Origin of the sequence: Pseudomonas sp. Sample_23 (assembly GCF_004307595.1) — a bacterium.
Classification (GTDB): Bacteria; Pseudomonadota; Gammaproteobacteria; order Pseudomonadales; family Pseudomonadaceae; genus Aquipseudomonas; species Aquipseudomonas atacamensis.
The window spans coordinates 13,947-31,454 of the sequence record NZ_RCNX01000065.1 but is presented as its reverse complement, the minus strand read 5'-3'; the positions used below and the strand labels follow the sequence as shown (position 1 = coordinate 31,454).

Genomic DNA, 17,508 nt, shown 5'->3' with positions numbered 1-17,508 from the left:
ACGACCTTGCCAAGGTCGGGGTCGCGAGTTCGAGTCTCGTTTCCCGCTCCAATTTCACAAAAACGCCGATCAGTGATGATCGGCGTTTTTGTTTGTGCGCGTTTTGTGGCGGCAATAAAAAAGGACCTTTTCACAGGTCCTTTTTTATTTTGCGCCCGGTCATCAATGATCGGGCTCAGGCAGAGCTTTACAGCTTCGGCAACTGCCCGACACGCCCCATCATTTCCGTGACGATCTGCAGATCCAGCAGGAACTGCTCGACGGTCTTGAACTCGCCATCAGTGTGGCCGGTGTATTTGGCTTCAGGTCGCGCCAGGCCGAATTGCACGCCGTTCGGCAATTCGTGAACCGACGTCGCGCCAGCGGAAGTACCGAATTCCGACTTCATGCCGAGGTTTTCGCTGGCTACGGCAAGCAGCGCCTTGACCCATTCACCTTCGGGGTTGCGATACATCGGTTCGGCCACGGAATAGTCGAACGCTACAGCGACATGAGTCTTCTTGCTCCAGGCGTCAAGTTTCTCAGCGATCTCAGCCTTGAGCTTTTCCGGAGACTTGCCCTTCGGTACGCGCAGATTCACCGCCAGCTTGAAGGTTTTGTCATCCTCACCGACGTAGGTCAGCGAGGTGGTCAGTGGCCCCATGAACGAGTCGGAGAAACCGACGCCAAGTTTTTTGCCCAGATAATCCAGGCCCCAGTTGTCATCGGCATAACGTGCGGCGTCGGTGAACTGGTTGTGCTTGAGCGCGACTTTGCCATCCAGGCTGTTGATGAAGCTCAGCATCCGCGCGACCGGGTTGACGCCGGATTCTGGTTCGGAGGAGTGCGCAGAAACCCCCGTCACGGTCAGTTTGACGTCTTTGCCATCAACCTTTGCCGCGACTTCGAAGTCGCCGCCGTTGGCCTTGGCATAAGCGTCGCCGGCCTTTTGCAGACTGGCGGCGAGCTCGGCTGGCTTGTCGGTTACCAGTGTGACCACCGAAGCGGACGGAATCTGGTTGGTCGCTTTGCCGCCGGTCATCGAAATGATTTCCGCGCCGTTGCCTTCGCCTTTGCGTTTGGCAAAGTTGGCCATGACGGTGCCGTAACCTTTTTCGGCGATCACCACCGGATAACCGCCGTCCAGCGCCATGTTGTAGTTCGGCGTCGGGTTGCGTTCGAAGTAATAAGGAATAGCGTCGCCGCTGGTTTCTTCGGTGGTGTCGACCAGCAACTTGAAGTTGCGCGCCAGTGGCAGCTTCTCGTCCTTGATCACTTTCATGGCGTACAGCGCCACGACGATAGCGTTCTTGTCATCCTCGGTGCCGCGACCGTACATGCGATCGCCGATCAGCGTGACTTTGAACGGGTCGAGTTTGGTGCCGTCCTTCAGCACCCAGTTTTCCGGCGTCACCGGCACCACATCTGCGTGGGCATGAATGCCAACGACTTCGTCGCCTTTGCCGTCCAGAGAAATTTCGTAGACACGGTTATCGATATTGCGGAATTTCAAACCGAAGGATTCGGCGAGTTTCTGGATCTCGCCGGCAATCTTGATGAATTCCGGGTTGTCGTGTTGCTCCACGCCGTCCTTGCGGAAGGTCGGGATCTCGACGAGTTGGCGCAGGGTTTCCAGCGCGGCCTTGCCATATTTCACGCGGGTATAAATGCCCAGCAGACGGTGAATTTCATTCTGCTGTTCGGCGTTCAGGGTCTTGTTGTCGAGGAAGGCGCTAATGGACGGGTTGAGCTTATCCGTTTTGGCCAAGTCGCTTTTCGCCAGGCTGCCAAGGAAGCTACGGAAGTCCGTCAGGTTCTCGCCGTCGAAGGATTTCAGAATCGCTGCACTTTGCTCGGCAGTGATGTTGGCTTGTGCGGCGCTGGTAAACGCTGTGAGGCTGGCCATGACGAGCGTGGCAGCGGCCAGTTTTTTCAGGGAAAAGACCATGTAACAGGCATTCCTTTGCTAGAGATTGGGAAAATATGTCTGACGCTTGCGGCAGAAACATTTTGCAACCTACCACCATGAGCAGGTGAAGAGGGAGTCACAAACTTGATCTGTCGCACAGAAATGCAAAAGAGGCGCACAAATGAAAAAGTCCCGGCAACTGATGCCGGGACTTTTTTTGTGCGAGTTACATCGACAGCATCAGGCGGCCGGCAAATAGAATGAGGATGACGCCCATGCTGCGCTCGAACCAGTGTCCAAGGCGCATGAACAGCAGGCGCACTTTGTTGCTGGAGAAAAACAGCGCGACGATCACGAACCACAGCGCGTTGACGAAGCACATCCACAAGCCATAGAACGCCTGGATCTGCAGCGGTGTGCTGGCGCTGATGATCGTGGTGAAGATGGCCAGGAAAAACAGCGTGGCCTTGGGGTTGGTCGCGTTGGTCAGAAAACCGGTGCTGAATGCCTTGAACAGTGACTGTTCAACCAGCGGCTCATCGGCGGTTTTTTCGCCTTCGACGCTGCTCTTCGGTTTGCTGCGAATCAGGCTGACGCCCAGATAGAGGATGTACGCACCGCCGACCACTTTGGCGACGGTGAGCAGCCACGGCGTGGTGTGCATCAGGGCGCCGACGCCGAGCAGGGTATACAGCACGTGCACGGAGATTCCCGCGCCGATGCCCAGCGCAGTGCAGATGCCGACGAGCCGGCCGAAGCGCACGCTCTGGCGGATGGTCACGGCGAAGTCCGGACCGGGCGCCACCACGGCGAGAAAGTGGATGGTGGCCAATGCGAGAAACTCGCCCAGGTAATTGGAAAGCATGTCAGCTCCAGAAAGTCAGAGGGGAGGCATCGCCGCGATAGCCGACAAAGAACGACAGACTCAAACGCGGATCAGCCACGCCCGGAGTCACCGAGTGCATGCGCCGCGAATTGAACATGATGAAATCGCCGGGCTGCGGTCGTACTTCGAGGGCGGGCGGCCCCAGCAGCGACGGCTCGATGCCATAACTGTCGCCGCGCATTTCGTCGAATTGATCCGGGGTGATGTGGTCATTCCACATCTGCAAGGCGCCACCCTCGGTGGGCATGTTCAGGTAGACGTTGCAGGCAAATTGCGCCTCGAGGCTGCGCGCCTGAAAACTGTCCGGGGCGTCCTTGGCGAAGATGTCGTGATGAGCAAGAAAGCACACGCCGGGTTTGACCACGCGCGACAAGCCGACATACATCTTGCGCCCGTAGAGATTTTCCAGATGCGCGCCAGCGGGCCAGGACTCGTCGAGCATGCAGCGCAACGTGTCGATCGGCGAAGAGTAGGGCGCGCAGCGCTGGCGCAGTTCGGCGATGTTGCGGGTGGCGCGTTCGAAGTAATCCTCGATCAGCAGCGGCTGGTTTTCCGCCTCGTAGAAGGCCATGCCGATGCGTCCGATGCTCGGTGCGTTGATGTAGCCTTCAAAGCCCGGGGCGAGGATCTTGTCGCCGATCTCGATCGCCAGTGGCTCGGGGAGAAAGCGTTTGACGCGGATGGCGAGGACTTCTTCGTTGGCCAGTTTTTTTATGCACGTCTCATCGAGACGCTCGACGTCTAGCATCATTTGTTTTAGGTCCATCTATCGATAGTCAACGGAACCAGCGAGTGCGGTTCCCCGGCGTCGGACGCTGCGCGATGGCAACGTCCGAAATGCTCAATCCACGCTGTAGTGGACGGACAGCATGCCTTTCTTCTGCGAAAGGGACGCGATCGTGACTGTGCCCAGATCCTTCAGGCTGCGTACGTGGGTGCCACCGCAGCCATAGGCTGGCAGCTCACCGAAACTGATTTCCCGCGCGCCCTCGCGCAGTGAAGTCAGGCGCGGCAGATCGTGTTCGATCCACTGCTCGATACCGGTTTGCACGGTTGGCGCATCGACTTCTTCCGCGCCATCGCCCGGTTTGAATTGCACCCGGCCTTCGTCCGGCCAGTGGTGCGCTTTGATCGGCATCCAGCCCATGGCCTGAATGAAATGACCGATCAGGTGCCCGGCCGAGTGCATGCGTGTATTGAAGCGGCGGCGTTCTTCATCGATGCGGATGACGGTCATGCCCAGCGGCAGCGGGCGGTCGACGAAATGCACAATGCGCTCCGCTTCCTGCACCACGCGCGACACCCGGCTTTCACCGATCCAGCCGGTGTCGCAAGGCTGACCGCCGCCCTGGGGGTGAAACAGGGTAGCGCGCAGCACTACGGCGAATTCGTTCTCGTGGGGTGTGCAGTCGAGGACTTCGACATTCGCCTTGAGGTCGTCACTGTGAAAAAACAGGCGAAGCGTCATATTCCATGCCCTGATCGAAGTTCTGTTTTTATTATATGAATCGTGCAATAACGTGATAATCCGTTCGAACATCAAAGGACTTGTGCGTCGTGAGCATCAATCTTCCGCTGCCGCTGTTGGGTGAAATGGCGATTTTCGTCAAGGTTGTCGAGACCGGCAGCTTCTCTGAAGCGGCGCGGCAGATGGGTTCCTCACCCTCGGCGGTCAGTCGCAGTATTTCCCGCTTGGAAAAGGCGTTGGCCACGCGCCTGCTGCAACGCACCACGCGCAAACTGCGCTTGAGCGATGGCGGCGAAGAGGTGTTCAAGCGTTGCCAGGAAATGGTCAGCGCGGCCAGGTCGGTGATGGAAATCAGCGGCCAGTTCACCCACGAAGCCGAAGGTCTGGTGCGGGTCAGCGTGCCGAAAGCGGTGGGGCGCTTTGTGATTCATCCGCACATGCCGGAGTTTCTGCGCCGCTATCCCAAGGTCGACGTCGAGTTGTTGCTGGAAGATCGTCAGGTCGATCTGATCGATGATCATGTCGATCTGGCGATTCGCATCACTGATCGTCCACCGGCCGGTCTGGTCGGGCGGCAGTTGCTGACCATCGATCATTTGCTTTGCGCCACGCCGCAATACCTGGCCGAACACGGCACGCCGACGCATCCGCACGATTTGCTCAACCACAGTTGTATTTATCTGGGCGAAACGCCGAGCGATGCGCGCTGGAAGTTCAAGAAGGGCAGCAAGGCGGTGACGGTCGGTGTGCGCGGACGCTATGCCGCCAATCACACGGGCGTGCGCTTGGGGGCGGTGTTGCAGCACATCGGCATTGGCAGTCTGCCGTATTTCACGGCGCGTTACGCATTGGAGCAGAAGTTGATTGTGCAGGTGTTGCCGGACTGGACGTTTCTTGCCTCTTACCATGGCGGGTTGTGGTTGCTGCATTCACCGACGCGTTATCTGCCGCCGAAGTTGCGGGTGTTTATTGATTATCTGGTGGAGTGTTTGCAGAAGGAGCCGACGTTGGGTAGACCCGGAAAATCTGCCGGTGGGAGCAATGCGGCTGTGGCGTATGAGCTGCCGGAGAGTGAGGGGTTGCTTTGAGGTTTTTTTGTGGGGGGCTTGGCGGCCTTTGGGCCGACCAGGTTCTTGGGGTTTTGGGTAAATATCCGTTTCTGCGGGTGCTGCGGCTGGCGGTTTCGCCCTTACGGCGAGTCACTTTTTCAGACGCCAAAAAGTAACCAAAACGCTAGCTCCTGCGTTCGGCCCTCGCAGGCTCGGGTCCCTTCGCTCCGGGACTGATCCGGGCGCAGCGGCTCCGGTTTGCTTCGCTGCACCTCCTTCCGCTGTGTACGACTGCGTCGTACGGTCGCTGCGCTCCCACGCCCGGATCAATCCCTACGCTCAGCCTTCCGACGTCGTTTATGGATCAAGATCAAGAGCGGTACTCGAGCTTGCGCTCATTGTTTTGAGTGGTGAAAAGCGTGTGGTCTGCTTTGGATCTTTGTTGGATTCGCCTCTCACCCCAGCCCTCTCCCCGAGGAGAGGTAGCTGATTTGTGTGCTTTTCAAATCCCGAGTTCAACTCGGACTTTCACATCGACGTAACTCGCCCAAACACCTCGGTCAGTCCCCTCTCCCTCCGGGAGAGGGCTAGGGTGAGGGTGTTTTTGATCTAGAAAAAAAGGCCCGCATGGAATCACCAGTGCGGGCCTTTCGATTACCTGTCGATATCAGTGCTTGCTGTCCTGCGCAGACATGGCCAGCAGTTGTTTTTCCTGGTTCCAGTCGAACGGTTCGTCGTTCTGTTCGGCTTCGTAGCGGCGTTCTTCGAGGGCCTGGTAGAGGTCGATTTCTTCGTCGGAGAGGTAGTGCAGGCAGTCGCCGGCGAAGAACCACAGCAGGTCGCGGGGGATCAAGTGGGCGATTTGCGGGTAGCGGCTGATGACTTGGGTGAGGATGTCCTGGCCCAGGTATTGGCTTTCGATAGGGTCGATCGGCAGGGAGGCCAGCAGTTCGTCGAAGCGCTCGAGGAACAGGGCATGGCTTTCTTCGGGCACTTGTTCGGCCTCACCTACGGCGACCAGGATAATGCGCAGGTGGTCGAGCAACACGAGATGATCGGCAACGACGTTGGACACGAGATAAGTCCTCAAGAGCAAAACGGGCGCGGGAGTATAAAGCCCTCGCGCCGTTTTTTCACATAAACCGGGATCAGCGGACTTTGCCCTCTGCCTGGGTCAGTTCTTCTTTGACGAAATCATCGACGTCGATCACCTTGCGGCGGGCCGCTTCGGCGTCGCGCAGGCTTTGCGCTTCGACGGCTTGCAGTACGCCGGCTTCCAGTGCGGCATCGATGGCGTGTTCGCCGGCTGCCGGTTTGACCTGGCCGCTCTTCAGTGCGGTGTGCAGTTTCTTGTGCAGCGGTTGCGCGGCGTTAAGCAGGTCACTGGCGTGTTGCAGGGCGCCCACCGCATCGTCCGCCGATTGCGGGCGGTAGCAGCCGGCGAGCAGTTCTTCCAGCGCCGGATCGCCTTTGGCGCGACCGATGACCGCAGCGACTTCGGCGCCGAGTTTGTCCGATGGGCCTTTGTGACGGCGACCGAACGGGAAGACGATGACCCGCAGCAGGCAGCCGAAGACTTTGTTCGGGAAGTTGCTCAGCAGTTCATCCAGCGCACGCTCCGACTGGCCGAGGCTTTCTTCCATGGCCCAGCGGAACAGCGGCTCCATGTACGCCGGCGAATCCAGGTCGTGATAACGCTTGAGCGCGGCGGAGGCCAGATACAGGTTGCTCAGTACATCGCCAAGGCGAGCCGACAGACGTTCGCGGCGTTTCAGTTCGCCGCCCAAGAGCATCATGCTGAAGTCGGCGAGCATGGCGAATGCGGCGGCCTGACGGTTCAGCGCGCGGAAGTAGCCCTGACTGATCCTGTCGCCCGGCGCATGTTCGAAGTGACCAAGGCCGAGGTTCAGCACCAGTGTGCTGGCGGCATTGCTGACGGCAAAACCGATGTGCTTGAGCACCAGGCCGTCGAATTCCTTGAGTGCCTGATCCTTGTCCTCGCGACCGGCCAGGGCCATTTCCTTGAGTACGAACGGATGGCAACGGATCGCGCCCTGACCGAAGATCATCAGGTTGCGCGACAGGATGTTCGCGCCTTCGACGGTGATGAAGATCGGCGCGCCGTTCCAGCTGCGGCCGAGGTAGTTGTTCGGCCCCATGATGATTGCTTTGCCGCCGTGCACATCCATGGCGTGGCTGATGCATTCGCGGCCGCGTTCGGTGAGGTGATATTTGAGGATCGCCGACAGCACCGAAGGTTTTTCCCCCAGGTCCACCGCGTTGGCGGTGAGCATGCGGGCGGCGTCCATCATCCACGCGTTACCGCCGATGCGCGCCATGGCTTCCTGGATGCCTTCGAAAGCGGACAGCGGCACATTGAATTGCTCACGAATCTGCGCGTACTGACCAGTGACCAGACTGGTGAACTTGGCCGCGCCGGTGCCCACGGCTGGCAGCGAGATCGAACGCCCGACGGACAGGCAGTTCATCAGCATCATCCAGCCTTTGCCGAGCATTTCCTGACCACCGATGAGGTAGTCCAGCGGAATGAATACGTCCTTGCCGGAGTTCGGACCGTTCATGAACGCGGCGCCCAGCGGCAGGTGACGACGACCGATTTCCACACCTGCGGTATCCGTCGGGATCAGCGCCAGACTGATGCCGAGGTCTTCCTCTTCACCGAGCAGATGATCCGGGTCATAAGCCTTGAATGCCAGGCCAAGCAGGGTCGCGACCGGGCCGAGGGTGATGTAGCGCTTTTCCCAGTTCAGGCGCAGGCCGATGACTTCTTCACCTTCCCACTGGCCTTTGCAGATGATCCCGGTGTCGGGCATCGCGCCGGCATCGGAACCGGCCAGCGGACCAGTAAGGGCGAAGCACGGGATATCGTCGCCACGGGCCAGGCGCGGCAGGTAGTGATTACGTTGTTCATCGGTGCCGTAATGCAGCAGCAATTCGGCCGGGCCGAGGGAGTTGGGCACCATCACGGTTGAGGCGAGGTCACCGCTGCGCGTCGCCAGTTTCATTGCCACTTGGGAGTGAGCGTAGGCGGAGAAGCCTTTGCCGCCGTATTCCTTGGGAATGATCAGGGCGAAAAAGCCGTGTTCCTTGATATGCGTCCAGGCCTCGGGCGGCAGGTCCATGGACTGGCCGATCTGCCAGTCGCTGACCATCGCGCAGAGTTCTTCGGTCGGGCCATCGATGAACGCCTGTTCTTCTTCGCTCAGTTGCACTTTTGGATAGGACAGCAGTTTGTCCCAGTCCGGACGGCCGCTGAACAGCTCGCCGTCCCACCATACGGTGCCGGCATCGATCGCGTCGCGTTCGGTCTGCGACATCGGTGGCAGGGTTTTCTGGAACCAGTTGAACAGCGGCGCGGTGAAGTGTTTGCGACGCAGGTCAGGCAACAACAATGGCGCGGCGACCACCGCCAACAGGACCCAGAAGACAAACAGTAGCCAGCCCGGCGCGTGACTGAAAATCCCCATGGCGACCAGATAGGCCGCAACGATGCCCAGCGCGGGCAGCGGGGCGATGCGTCGATGGGCGAGATACGCCACGCCGACGATCAAAACCAGTATCCACAACAACAGCATATTCAGTCCTCCGTGAACCAAGGCAAATCGACCCTCCAGAGCTTAGACGGCATCTGCAAATAAGGGTGGTCAGAGCATGGTGATTGAAATCGTGGGAAACCCCGGATGGTTTTCGTAGGTTCGGTGGGCAACACGTGTGGGAAATCGTTCGTTGCTGCGCAGCTTTGCTTTCAGGTTTGGCCGAAACGTCGTTATCTCTGTGCTCAAGCTGTCGCTAGACTCGTGACTCATCCAGGAGATTGCCGCCATGCACGAATATCTGAGCCCCGGCCGCTTCATCGATAGTGACCACCCGGCGGTGGTGGAGTTCGCCGAGCAGCACCGCGATGCCAGTAATGATCCGCGTGAGCAGGCGATCAGTCTGTATTACGCCGTGCGCGAGGCGGTGCGATACAACCCGTACACCTTCAGCCGTGATCCGCAAACCCTGCGCGGCAGTTACGCACTCGCAGCAGGGGAGAGTTATTGCGTGCCGAAAGCCACGTTGCTCGCCGGTTGTGCGCGGCATTGCGGGATCCCGGCGCGCATCGGTCTGGCCGATGTGCGCAATCATCTGTCGACGCCACGTCTGCTCGAGTTGCTGAAAAGCGATGTGTTCGCCATGCATGGCTACACCGAGCTGTTTCTCGACGGCCGCTGGGTCAAGGCGACGCCAGCGTTCAACCAGCAACTGTGCGAGTTGTTCAACGTCGCAGCGCTGGAATTCGACGGCATCAATGACAGCGTTTTCCATCCGTTCAACCGTGACGGCGCGCAGTTGATGGAGTATCTGCTCGATCACGGCCAATTCACCGATGTGCCGGAAACCTTCTTCTTCGAGCACCTGCAAAAGTGCTATCCGCATCTGTTCAGTGAGCAACTGCCGGTGCTGCTGGGCGATATGCAGGCCGATTTGAGTCGCACCTGATCCGGCGTATGCTGGCCGTCCACTCACTTGCAAAGAGGCGGTCATGCTGAAGATCTGGGGACGGAAAAATTCATCGAACGTCAGAAAGCCCTTGTGGGCTGCCGAAGAGCTGGGCCTGGCGTACGAGGCCATCGATGCCGGCGGCGCGTTCGGTGTGGTCGACACGCTCGAGTACCGCGCAATGAACCCGAATGGCCGGGTGCCGGTGATCGAGGATGACGGTTTCGTGCTGTGGGAATCCAACGCCATCGTGCGCTATCTGCTGGCCAAACACGCCCCGGACAGCGCCTGGTATCCGGCGGATGCGCAAGCCCGCGCCGCAGCGGACAAGTGGATGGACTGGACCACTTCCAGTTTCGCCGGACCGTTTCGCACGGTGTTCTGGGGTGTGCTGCGTACGCCTGCCGAAAAGCAGGACTGGAAGGCGATCAACGCCGCGATCAAGGAATGCGATGAATTGCTGAACATGGCCGACCATGCCTTGATCAGCCAGCCTTATCTCTCCGGCAATGACATCGGCATGGGCGACATTCCGCTGGGCAGCTTCATTTACGCCTGGTTCGAAATGCCCATCGAGCGCGCTCCGCAACCGCATCTGCAAGCCTGGTATGAACGTTTGAAGCAGCGTGCGGCCTATCAGAAGGCGGTCATGACCGCGTTGACTTGATAATTACTATCGACACACTTGACTGTACTTGTGCGGCGGCGGCAAGCACCATTGCGAACTTGCGCCGCGGTTGTTTCCCTCGCCGCCCGCCCTTATTTACTTCTTTCCTTCCTTCTTGGTGCGTAAATCCGATATGAGTTCCGCTCTGTCCATCCGGCAGCTAACCAAAACCTACGGCAACGGGTTCCAGGCCTTGAGTGGTATCGATCTGGACGTCGCCGAAGGTGACTTTTTCGCCTTGCTCGGCCCCAACGGCGCCGGCAAATCCACCACCATCGGCATCCTCTCGACCCTGGTCAACAAGACCAGCGGCACCGTGAATATTTTCGGCCATGACCTGGACAAGAACCCGGCGGCGCTCAAGCGCTCGATCGGCGTGGTGCCGCAGGAATTCAACTTCAACCAGTTCGAAAAGACCTTCGACATCGTCGTGACCCAGGCCGGTTACTACGGCATTCCGGCGAAAGTCGCCAAGGAACGCGCCGAGCAGTACCTGACCCAGCTCGGCCTGTGGGACAAGCGCGATGTGCCGTCGCGTTCGCTGTCCGGCGGCATGAAACGGCGTTTGATGATCGCCCGTGCGCTGGTGCACGAACCGCGCCTGCTGATCCTCGATGAGCCGACTGCGGGCGTCGATATCGAACTGCGCCGTTCGATGTGGACCTTCCTCACCGAGCTGAACCAGAAAGGCATCACCATCATCCTGACCACGCATTACCTGGAAGAGGCCGAGCAGCTGTGCCGCAACATCGGCATCATCGACCACGGCACTATCGTCGAAAACACCAGCATGAAACAGTTGCTGGGCCAGTTGCATGTGGAGACCTTTTTGCTTGACCTGAAGAACGACTTGAGCGCGGCGCCGCAATTGCTCGGCTACCCGGCCCGATTGCTCGACGGCCACACGCTGGAGGTGCAGGTCGACAAATCCATGGGCATCACGGCGTTGTTCACCCAGTTGGCGCAGCAGAACATCGAAGTGCTGAGCCTGCGTAACAAAACCAATCGCCTCGAGGAGTTGTTCGTGTCCCTGGTGGAGAAAAATCTGTCGAAGGTGGCGGTATGAGTTCCGAGTTCGGTCCCAACCTCGTCGCCCTGCAAACCATTGTCTACCGCGAGGTCAAACGCTTCATGCGGATCTGGCCGCAGACCCTGCTGCCGCCGGCGATCACCATGGTTCTGTACTTCGTGATCTTCGGCAACCTGATCGGCCGGCAGATCGGCGACATGGGTGGCTTCACTTACATGGAGTACATCGTGCCGGGGCTGATCATGATGTCGGTGATCACCAATTCCTATGGCAACGTGGTCTCGAGCTTTTTCGGCAGCAAGTTCCAGCGCTCGATCGAAGAGCTGATGGTTTCGCCGGTGTCACCGCACACCATCCTGATCGGCTTCACCATTGGCGGCGTATTGCGCGGTCTGGCAGTGGGTCTGATCGTGACGATTCTGTCGCTGTTCTTCACAGATTTGCAGGTGCATCACCTCGGTGTGACCATTCTGGTGGTAGTGCTGACCGCGACAATCTTCTCGCTGCTGGGCTTCATCAACGCGGTGTTTGCGCGCAACTTCGATGATATATCGATCATTCCGACCTTTGTGCTGACCCCGCTGACTTACCTGGGCGGCGTGTTCTACTCGATCACTTTGCTGCCACCGTTCTGGCAGACCGTGTCGCTGGCCAACCCGGTGCTGCACATGGTCAACGCCTTCCGCTACGGCATCCTTGGTGTCTCGGATATCCGTATCGGCATCGCCATCACCTTCATGCTGGTGGCGACCGTGGTGCTGTATCTCGGCTGTGCGCGGTTGCTGGTGAGCGGGCGCGGGATGCGTACCTGATCCCGACCGCGTCGCTTTCTTCGCTAGCAGGCTCGCCCACATTGGAATGATGTTCTCTGTGGGAGCGAGCCTGCTCGCGAAGGGGCCAGCCCAGACACAACAAAAAACGGCCTCCCATAGCGGAGGCCGTTTTGCATTCACTTCTGCCGACTTTTCTTGCGCCGCCGCCATTGCCGCGCTACCCACCAGCGCCAGTACAGCATCACCAGAAAGTACGCGAGGACGCCCAGCACCAGACCGACGACCACCGAGCCCAACAAAAACGGCTGCCACAATGTCGACAGCTCACCGCTGATCCATTCCCAGGTCAGCTCGTCCGGCAGATGCCGCGCCGGCACATCCATCAGGAACGCCCCGGCCTGGTAGGTGCAGAAAAACACCGCCGGCATGGTGATCGGATTGGTCAGCCAGACCAGACTCACCGCGATCGGCATATTGCCGCGCACCATCACCGCCAATGCCGCCGCCACCAGCATCTGTGCCGGGATCGGCAGGAATGCCGCAAACAGGCCGACCGCCATCGCCCGGGCGACCGAGTGGCGGTTGAGATGCCAGAGGTTCGGGTCATGCAGCAACGTGCCGAGAAAGCGTAAGGATTTGTGTTCCCTGATGCTCGTCGGGTCGGGCATGTAACGTTTGAATAAGCGCCGGGGCATAAGGCTTCTCGGTCGGTTAAGGCGGCAAGTATGTCTGGATTCTACGAACCGCCCATTCAGACTTTGTGACAATTGTTGACGACGGTGGTGCCGCAGGCCCGCTATGCCTAAGGAGGGGACTCTCAAGGACGGGCATATGCGCACAGGGATGATGGCGCTGGCAGTCGGTCTGCTGGCCCCGGTTTTTTTGCCGGCCTTGCCGCCGGTCGGCTTGCTGGTAGTGCTGCCAGTGGTGGCGCTGATGCTGCTGCCGTTTCGCAGCTATCCATTGGCTTTTTTGCTGTTTGGTTTCACGTGGGCTTGTTTCAGTGCGCAGTGGGCGCTGACTGACCGCTTGCCACCGGGTCTTGACGGCGAAACCCGTTGGCTTGAAGGGCGGGTGGTCGGCTTGCCGCAACACAACGATGGCGTGGTGCGTTTCGAGCTGGCTGATGCGCGTTCACGCCACGAAAAGCTGCCATCGCTGCTGCGCCTGGCCTGGTACGCCGGGCCGGCGGTGAATAGTGGTGAGCGTTGGCGTCTGGCGGTGAAATTGAAGCGCCCGGGTGGCTTGCTCAACCCGGACGCTTTCGATTACGAGGCCTGGCTGCTGGCGCAACGGATCGGGGCGACCGGCACGATCAAGGATGGCCAGCGCCTGGCTGAGGCCCGGTATGCATGGCGCGACGGCGTTCGCCAGCGCCTGCTGGCGGCCGATGCGCAAGGACGAGAGGGCGCGCTGGCGGCGCTGGTGCTTGGTGACGGTTCAGGCCTCAGTCGCGAGGATTGGCAGGTGCTGCAAGACACCGGCACCGTGCATTTGCTGGTGATCTCCGGCCAGCACATCGGCTTGCTCGCCGCAGTGATGTATCTGCTGGTCGCCGGGCTGGCGCGTTTCGGAATCTGGCCGTTGCGCTGGCCATGGCTGCCGTGGGCGTGCGGCCTGGCCTTCACGGCGGCGCTGGGTTACGGCCTGCTCGCCGGTTTCGATGTGCCAGTGCAGCGCGCCTGCGTGATGGTGGCGCTGGTGCTGCTGTGGCGCCTGCGTTTTCGCCATCTTGGTGCGTGGTGGCCGTTATTGCTGGCGTTCAATGGCGTGCTGTTGTTCGATCCGCTGGCCAGTTTGCGTCCAGGTTTCTGGCTGTCCTTCGCGGCGGTGGCAGTGTTGATCTTCACTTTCGGCGGGCGGCTGGGGGCCTGGCGCTGGTGGCAGACCTGGACCCGCGCGCAGTGGCTGATCGCAATCGGCTTGTGTCCGGTGTTGCTGGCGCTGAGCTTGCCGATCAGCGTCAGCGGGCCGGTAGCCAATCTGCTGGCCGTTCCGTGGGTCAGCCTCGTGGTGCTGCCGCCGGCATTGCTCGGCACGCTATTGCTGCCCGTGCCTTATGTTGGCGAAGGGCTGTTGTGGCTGGCCGGTGGTTTGATCGACTGGCTGTTTATCGGGCTGGCGCTGATTGCCTGGCACTGGCCGGCGTGGATACCTGCCGCCATTCCACTCTGGGCGTTGATCCTGGGCAGCCTTGGCGCGATTTTATTGCTGTTGCCCCGAGGCGTGCCAATGCGACCGTTGGGCTGGCCGCTAATGTTGCTCCTGGCATTGCCGCCTCAAGAGCGAATAGAAGAAGGGCGGGCCGATGTCTGGCAACTCGACGTCGGCCAAGGCCTGGCCATCCTCATCCGCACCCGCCATCACGCGCTTCTCTATGACGCCGGCCCGCGTTTCGGCGAGTTCGATCTCGGCGAGCGAGTGGTACTGCCAGCGTTACGTAAACTTAATGTCCAAGCGCTCGACTTGATGCTGCTCAGCCACGCTGACGCCGATCACGCTGGCGGCGCCCGGGCGGTAATGCAGGGATTGAAGGTGCACCGCGTGGTCAGCGGCGATGCGCCAAACCTACCGCCGGAGCTGAACGCCGAAGTCTGCGCAAGTGGCGAACGGTGGCAGTGGGACGGCGTGCAGTTCCAGCTCTGGCAATGGTCGGCGGCCGATGACAGCAACCAGCGCTCCTGTGTATTGCAGATCGTGGCCAACGGCGAACGCCTGCTGCTCACCGGCGATATCGACACTCATGCCGAGCGCGTTCTGCTCGACAGCCCGCTGGCCGTGCCGACGCAGTGGCTGCAATCGCCACATCACGGCAGCCGCAGTTCATCATCGATGGCCCTGCTCAAAGCCTTGCAGCCCGAAGCGGTGCTGATCTCCCGTGGCCACGGCAACTCCTTCGGTCATCCGCATCCGACCGTGCTGGCGCGCTATCGCAAACAGGGCCTGCGCATCTACGACAGCGCCGAACAAGGTGCCATTCATCTGCAACTGGGCAGCTTCAAACCGCCGTGGACGATGCGTCAACAGCGGCGTTTCTGGCGCGATCCGCCGGTCCCGGGCCGTTGATCGGTGCCAGCATGGGTGCCACCTCACGGTCGTCGGGGCGGCGGGTCTTAATCGCGGATCGGTATGGTAAAGTGGCGCACTTTTTCGAGGGGACTGTCACTGTGTGGGAATTGGTCAAATCCGGCGGCTGGATGATGTTGCCGATCATTCTGAGTTCCATCGCGGCCATGGCGATCGTCGCCGAGCGCCTGTGGACACTGCGCGCCAGTCGCGTCACCCCCGAGCATCTGCTGGGTCAGGTCTGGGTCTGGATCAAGGACAAGCAGCTCAACAAGGAAAAACTCAAGGAATTGCGCGCCAACTCGCCGCTGGGGGAAATCCTCGCCGCAGGCCTGGCCAATTCCAAGCATGGTCGCGAGATCATGAAAGAGTGCATCGAAGAGGCCGCCGCGCGGGTCATTCATGAACTCGAACGCTACATCAACGCACTCGGCACCATAGCCGCCATGGCGCCGCTGCTCGGCCTGCTCGGCACCGTGCTGGGCATGATCGACATTTTCAGTGCCTTCACCGGCTCCGGCATGACCACCAATGCTTCGGTACTGGCCGGCGGTATTTCCAAAGCGCTGATCACGACCGCAGCGGGCCTGATGGTCGGGATTCCAGCGGTGTTCTTCCACCGGTTTTTGCAGCGCCGCATCGACGAGCTGGTGGTCGGTATGGAGCAGGAAGCGATCAAACTGGTGGAAGTAGTGCAGGGCGACCGTGATGTCGATCTGGCCGAGGGCAAAGCGTGAAATTCCGTCGCAAGCCCCGGGAAACCGTAGACATCAACCTCGCGTCGCTGATTGACGTGGTGTTTATCCTGCTGCTGTTTTTCGTGGTGACTACCACTTTCACTCGGGAAACCCAGTTGCGCGTGGATCTGCCGGAAGCGGTCAGCGGTTCGCCTGCCGAAGATCAGCAGGTCAAACAGCTGGACGTCGCGATCAGTGCCGAAGGCGTGTTCTCGGTGAACAACAAGATTCTGCCGAAGAATGATCTGGCGACGCTGATGGAAGCCATGCAGAAAGAATCCAACGGCGACACCAACATGCCGTTGTCGATCAGTGCCGATGGCAAGGCCCAGCATCAATCAGTGATCACCGCCATGGACGCGGCCGGCAAGCTCGGTTTCAGCCATCTGCGCATGACCACGGTCGAGGCGGCGCCGAAATCCTGATGAGCATGTCCGATCGCCTGCTCGCCGCGTGGTATCAGGGGCATCCGGCCCTGACGCTGCTGCGGCCACTGGAAATGCTGTATCGCCGTGTGGTGATCAACAAGCGTCAGCGCTTTCTCGATGGTCAAGGCGAGATCTACCAGTCGCCCGTGCCGTTGATCGTGGTCGGCAATATCACCGTTGGCGGTACCGGCAAGACGCCGATGATTCTCTGGCTGATCGAACATTGCCGACGCCGTGGACTGCGCGTCGGCGTGGTCAGTCGCGGTTACGGCGCCAAACCGCCGCAACTGCCGTGGCGGGTTGAGGCCGAGCACAGCGCCGAGATTGCCGGTGACGAGCCGTTGCTGATCGTCCAGCGCACCGGCGTGCCGCTGATGATCGACCCTGATCGCAGCGCCGCCGTCAAAGCCTTGATCGCCAGTGAACCGCTGGATCTGATTCTGTCCGACGATGGCATGCAGCATTATCGTCTGGCGCGGGATCTGGAGCTGGTGCTGATCGATGCCGCACGGGGCCTGGGCAACCAGCGCTGTCTGCCGGCCGGGCCGTTGCGTGAGCCGGTCGAGCGCCTGCAAAGCGTTGATGGCGTGCTGTTCAACGGTGCCCTTGATGATCGCGACGATGGTTTCGCCTTCCGCCTGCAACCTACGGCCCTGGTCAATCTGCGCAGCGGCGAGCGTCAGTCGCTCGAGCATTTCCCGCCCGGGCAAGCGCTGCATGCGGTGGCCGGGATCGGCAACCCGCAACGTTTCTTCAATACCCTCGAAGCGCTAGACTGGCGGCCGATCGCCCATGCATTTGCCGACCACGCCGAGTACAGCGTGCAGGCGTTGAATTTCACCCCGTCATTGCCGTTGGTGATGACCGAAAAGGACGCGGTGAAGTGCCGTGCCTTTGCTGCTGCCGACTGGTGGTATCTGGCGGTCGATGCCGTGCCGTCGCCAGCCTTCGTGGCCTGGTTCGACACTCAGCTGATGCGCCTGTTGCCGGATCGTCTGCTGCCTTAACTCTTT

General features: G+C 60.1%; 16 protein-coding genes. 9 read left to right on the top strand and 7 right to left on the bottom strand.

Translation table 11 applies throughout. The features are described from left to right. Positions 1-187 precede the first annotated feature (187 nt). From D8U82_RS17160 to D8U82_RS17145, 4 genes are all read right to left on the bottom strand, one after another. The gene (locus D8U82_RS17160) at positions 188-1,927 is read right to left on the bottom strand and encodes a dipeptidase (RefSeq protein ID WP_130902597.1); all 1,740 of its coding nucleotides are present in this window, start codon (positions 1,925-1,927) and stop codon (positions 188-190) included. A gap of 187 nt (positions 1,928-2,114) precedes the next feature. Further along, positions 2,115-2,753 carry a LysE family translocator gene (locus tag D8U82_RS17155; RefSeq protein ID WP_016773667.1) on the bottom strand — a complete coding sequence of 213 codons (639 nt, stop codon included), beginning with the start codon at positions 2,751-2,753 and terminating at the stop codon, positions 2,115-2,117. Position 2,754: 1 nt separating this feature from the next. Continuing rightward, positions 2,755-3,525 carry a 2OG-Fe(II) oxygenase gene (locus D8U82_RS17150; protein WP_110601728.1) on the bottom strand — a complete coding sequence of 257 codons (771 nt, stop codon included), beginning with the start codon at positions 3,523-3,525 and terminating at the stop codon, positions 2,755-2,757. Positions 3,526-3,615: 90 nt separating this feature from the next. Beyond that, on the bottom strand, positions 3,616-4,242 hold the full coding sequence (locus D8U82_RS17145; RefSeq protein WP_130902596.1) for an alanyl-tRNA editing protein: 627 nt from the start codon (positions 4,240-4,242) through the stop codon (positions 3,616-3,618). Positions 4,243-4,331: 89 nt separating this feature from the next. Here D8U82_RS17145 and D8U82_RS17140 point away from each other — a divergent pair, with 89 nt between their 5' ends. Beyond that, positions 4,332-5,330, top strand: coding sequence for a LysR family transcriptional regulator (locus D8U82_RS17140; protein WP_024013940.1), 999 nt, complete (start codon positions 4,332-4,334; stop codon positions 5,328-5,330). Between the two features lie 628 nt (positions 5,331-5,958). On the opposite strand, the gene D8U82_RS17135 is transcribed toward D8U82_RS17140, so the two are convergent. Together D8U82_RS17135 and D8U82_RS17130 are read right to left on the bottom strand one after the other, a co-directional pair. Then, positions 5,959-6,366 carry a PA2817 family protein gene (locus D8U82_RS17135; RefSeq protein ID WP_016771014.1) on the bottom strand — a complete coding sequence of 136 codons (408 nt, stop codon included), beginning with the start codon at positions 6,364-6,366 and terminating at the stop codon, positions 5,959-5,961. Positions 6,367-6,439: 73 nt separating this feature from the next. Continuing rightward, a complete protein-coding gene (locus D8U82_RS17130) occupies positions 6,440-8,887 on the bottom strand; it encodes an acyl-CoA dehydrogenase (RefSeq protein WP_130902595.1) in 2,448 nt (815 codons plus the stop codon). A 247-nt stretch (positions 8,888-9,134) separates the two neighbouring features. Here D8U82_RS17130 and D8U82_RS17125 point away from each other — a divergent pair, with 247 nt between their 5' ends. From D8U82_RS17125 to D8U82_RS17110, 4 genes are all read left to right on the top strand, one after another. Then, entirely contained in the window at positions 9,135-9,794 is a 660-nt protein-coding gene (locus D8U82_RS17125; protein WP_130902594.1) for a transglutaminase family protein, read from the top strand. 43 nt (positions 9,795-9,837) lie between these two features. Further along, positions 9,838-10,461, top strand: coding sequence for a glutathione S-transferase (locus D8U82_RS17120; RefSeq protein ID WP_130902593.1), 624 nt, complete (start codon positions 9,838-9,840; stop codon positions 10,459-10,461). 133 nt (positions 10,462-10,594) lie between these two features. Next, positions 10,595-11,527 (top strand): ABC transporter ATP-binding protein, encoded by a 933-nt coding sequence (locus tag D8U82_RS17115; protein ID WP_122611441.1) that lies wholly within the window; start codon positions 10,595-10,597, stop codon positions 11,525-11,527. Then, positions 11,524-12,303, top strand: a complete 780-nt coding sequence (locus D8U82_RS17110; RefSeq protein WP_039760202.1) for an ABC transporter permease — start codon at positions 11,524-11,526, stop codon at positions 12,301-12,303. Before D8U82_RS17115 ends, D8U82_RS17110 begins: the two co-directional genes overlap by 4 nt. 137 nt (positions 12,304-12,440) lie before the next feature. Here D8U82_RS17110 and D8U82_RS17105 read toward each other — a convergent pair whose 3' ends face one another. Continuing rightward, the gene (locus tag D8U82_RS17105; protein WP_016770668.1) at positions 12,441-12,959 is read right to left on the bottom strand and encodes a DUF2062 domain-containing protein; all 519 of its coding nucleotides are present in this window, start codon (positions 12,957-12,959) and stop codon (positions 12,441-12,443) included. A 136-nt stretch (positions 12,960-13,095) separates the two neighbouring features. Between D8U82_RS17105 and D8U82_RS17100 the strand changes: the two genes are divergently transcribed. From D8U82_RS17100 to lpxK, 4 genes are all read left to right on the top strand, one after another. Next, on the top strand, positions 13,096-15,330 hold the full coding sequence (locus D8U82_RS17100) for a DNA internalization-related competence protein ComEC/Rec2 (RefSeq protein ID WP_130902592.1): 2,235 nt from the start codon (positions 13,096-13,098) through the stop codon (positions 15,328-15,330). Between the two features lie 101 nt (positions 15,331-15,431). Next, on the top strand, positions 15,432-16,067 hold the full coding sequence (locus D8U82_RS17095; protein WP_016771007.1) for a MotA/TolQ/ExbB proton channel family protein: 636 nt from the start codon (positions 15,432-15,434) through the stop codon (positions 16,065-16,067). Then, complete coding sequence (locus D8U82_RS17090; RefSeq protein ID WP_016771006.1) at positions 16,064-16,492, top strand: biopolymer transporter ExbD; 429 nt, start codon at positions 16,064-16,066, stop codon at positions 16,490-16,492. Before D8U82_RS17095 ends, D8U82_RS17090 begins: the two co-directional genes overlap by 4 nt. Then, positions 16,492-17,502, top strand: coding sequence for a tetraacyldisaccharide 4'-kinase (gene lpxK / locus D8U82_RS17085; protein ID WP_016771005.1), 1,011 nt, complete (start codon positions 16,492-16,494; stop codon positions 17,500-17,502). The genes D8U82_RS17090 and lpxK overlap by 1 nt, the downstream gene beginning before the upstream one ends. Positions 17,503-17,508: the final 6 nt, after the last annotated feature.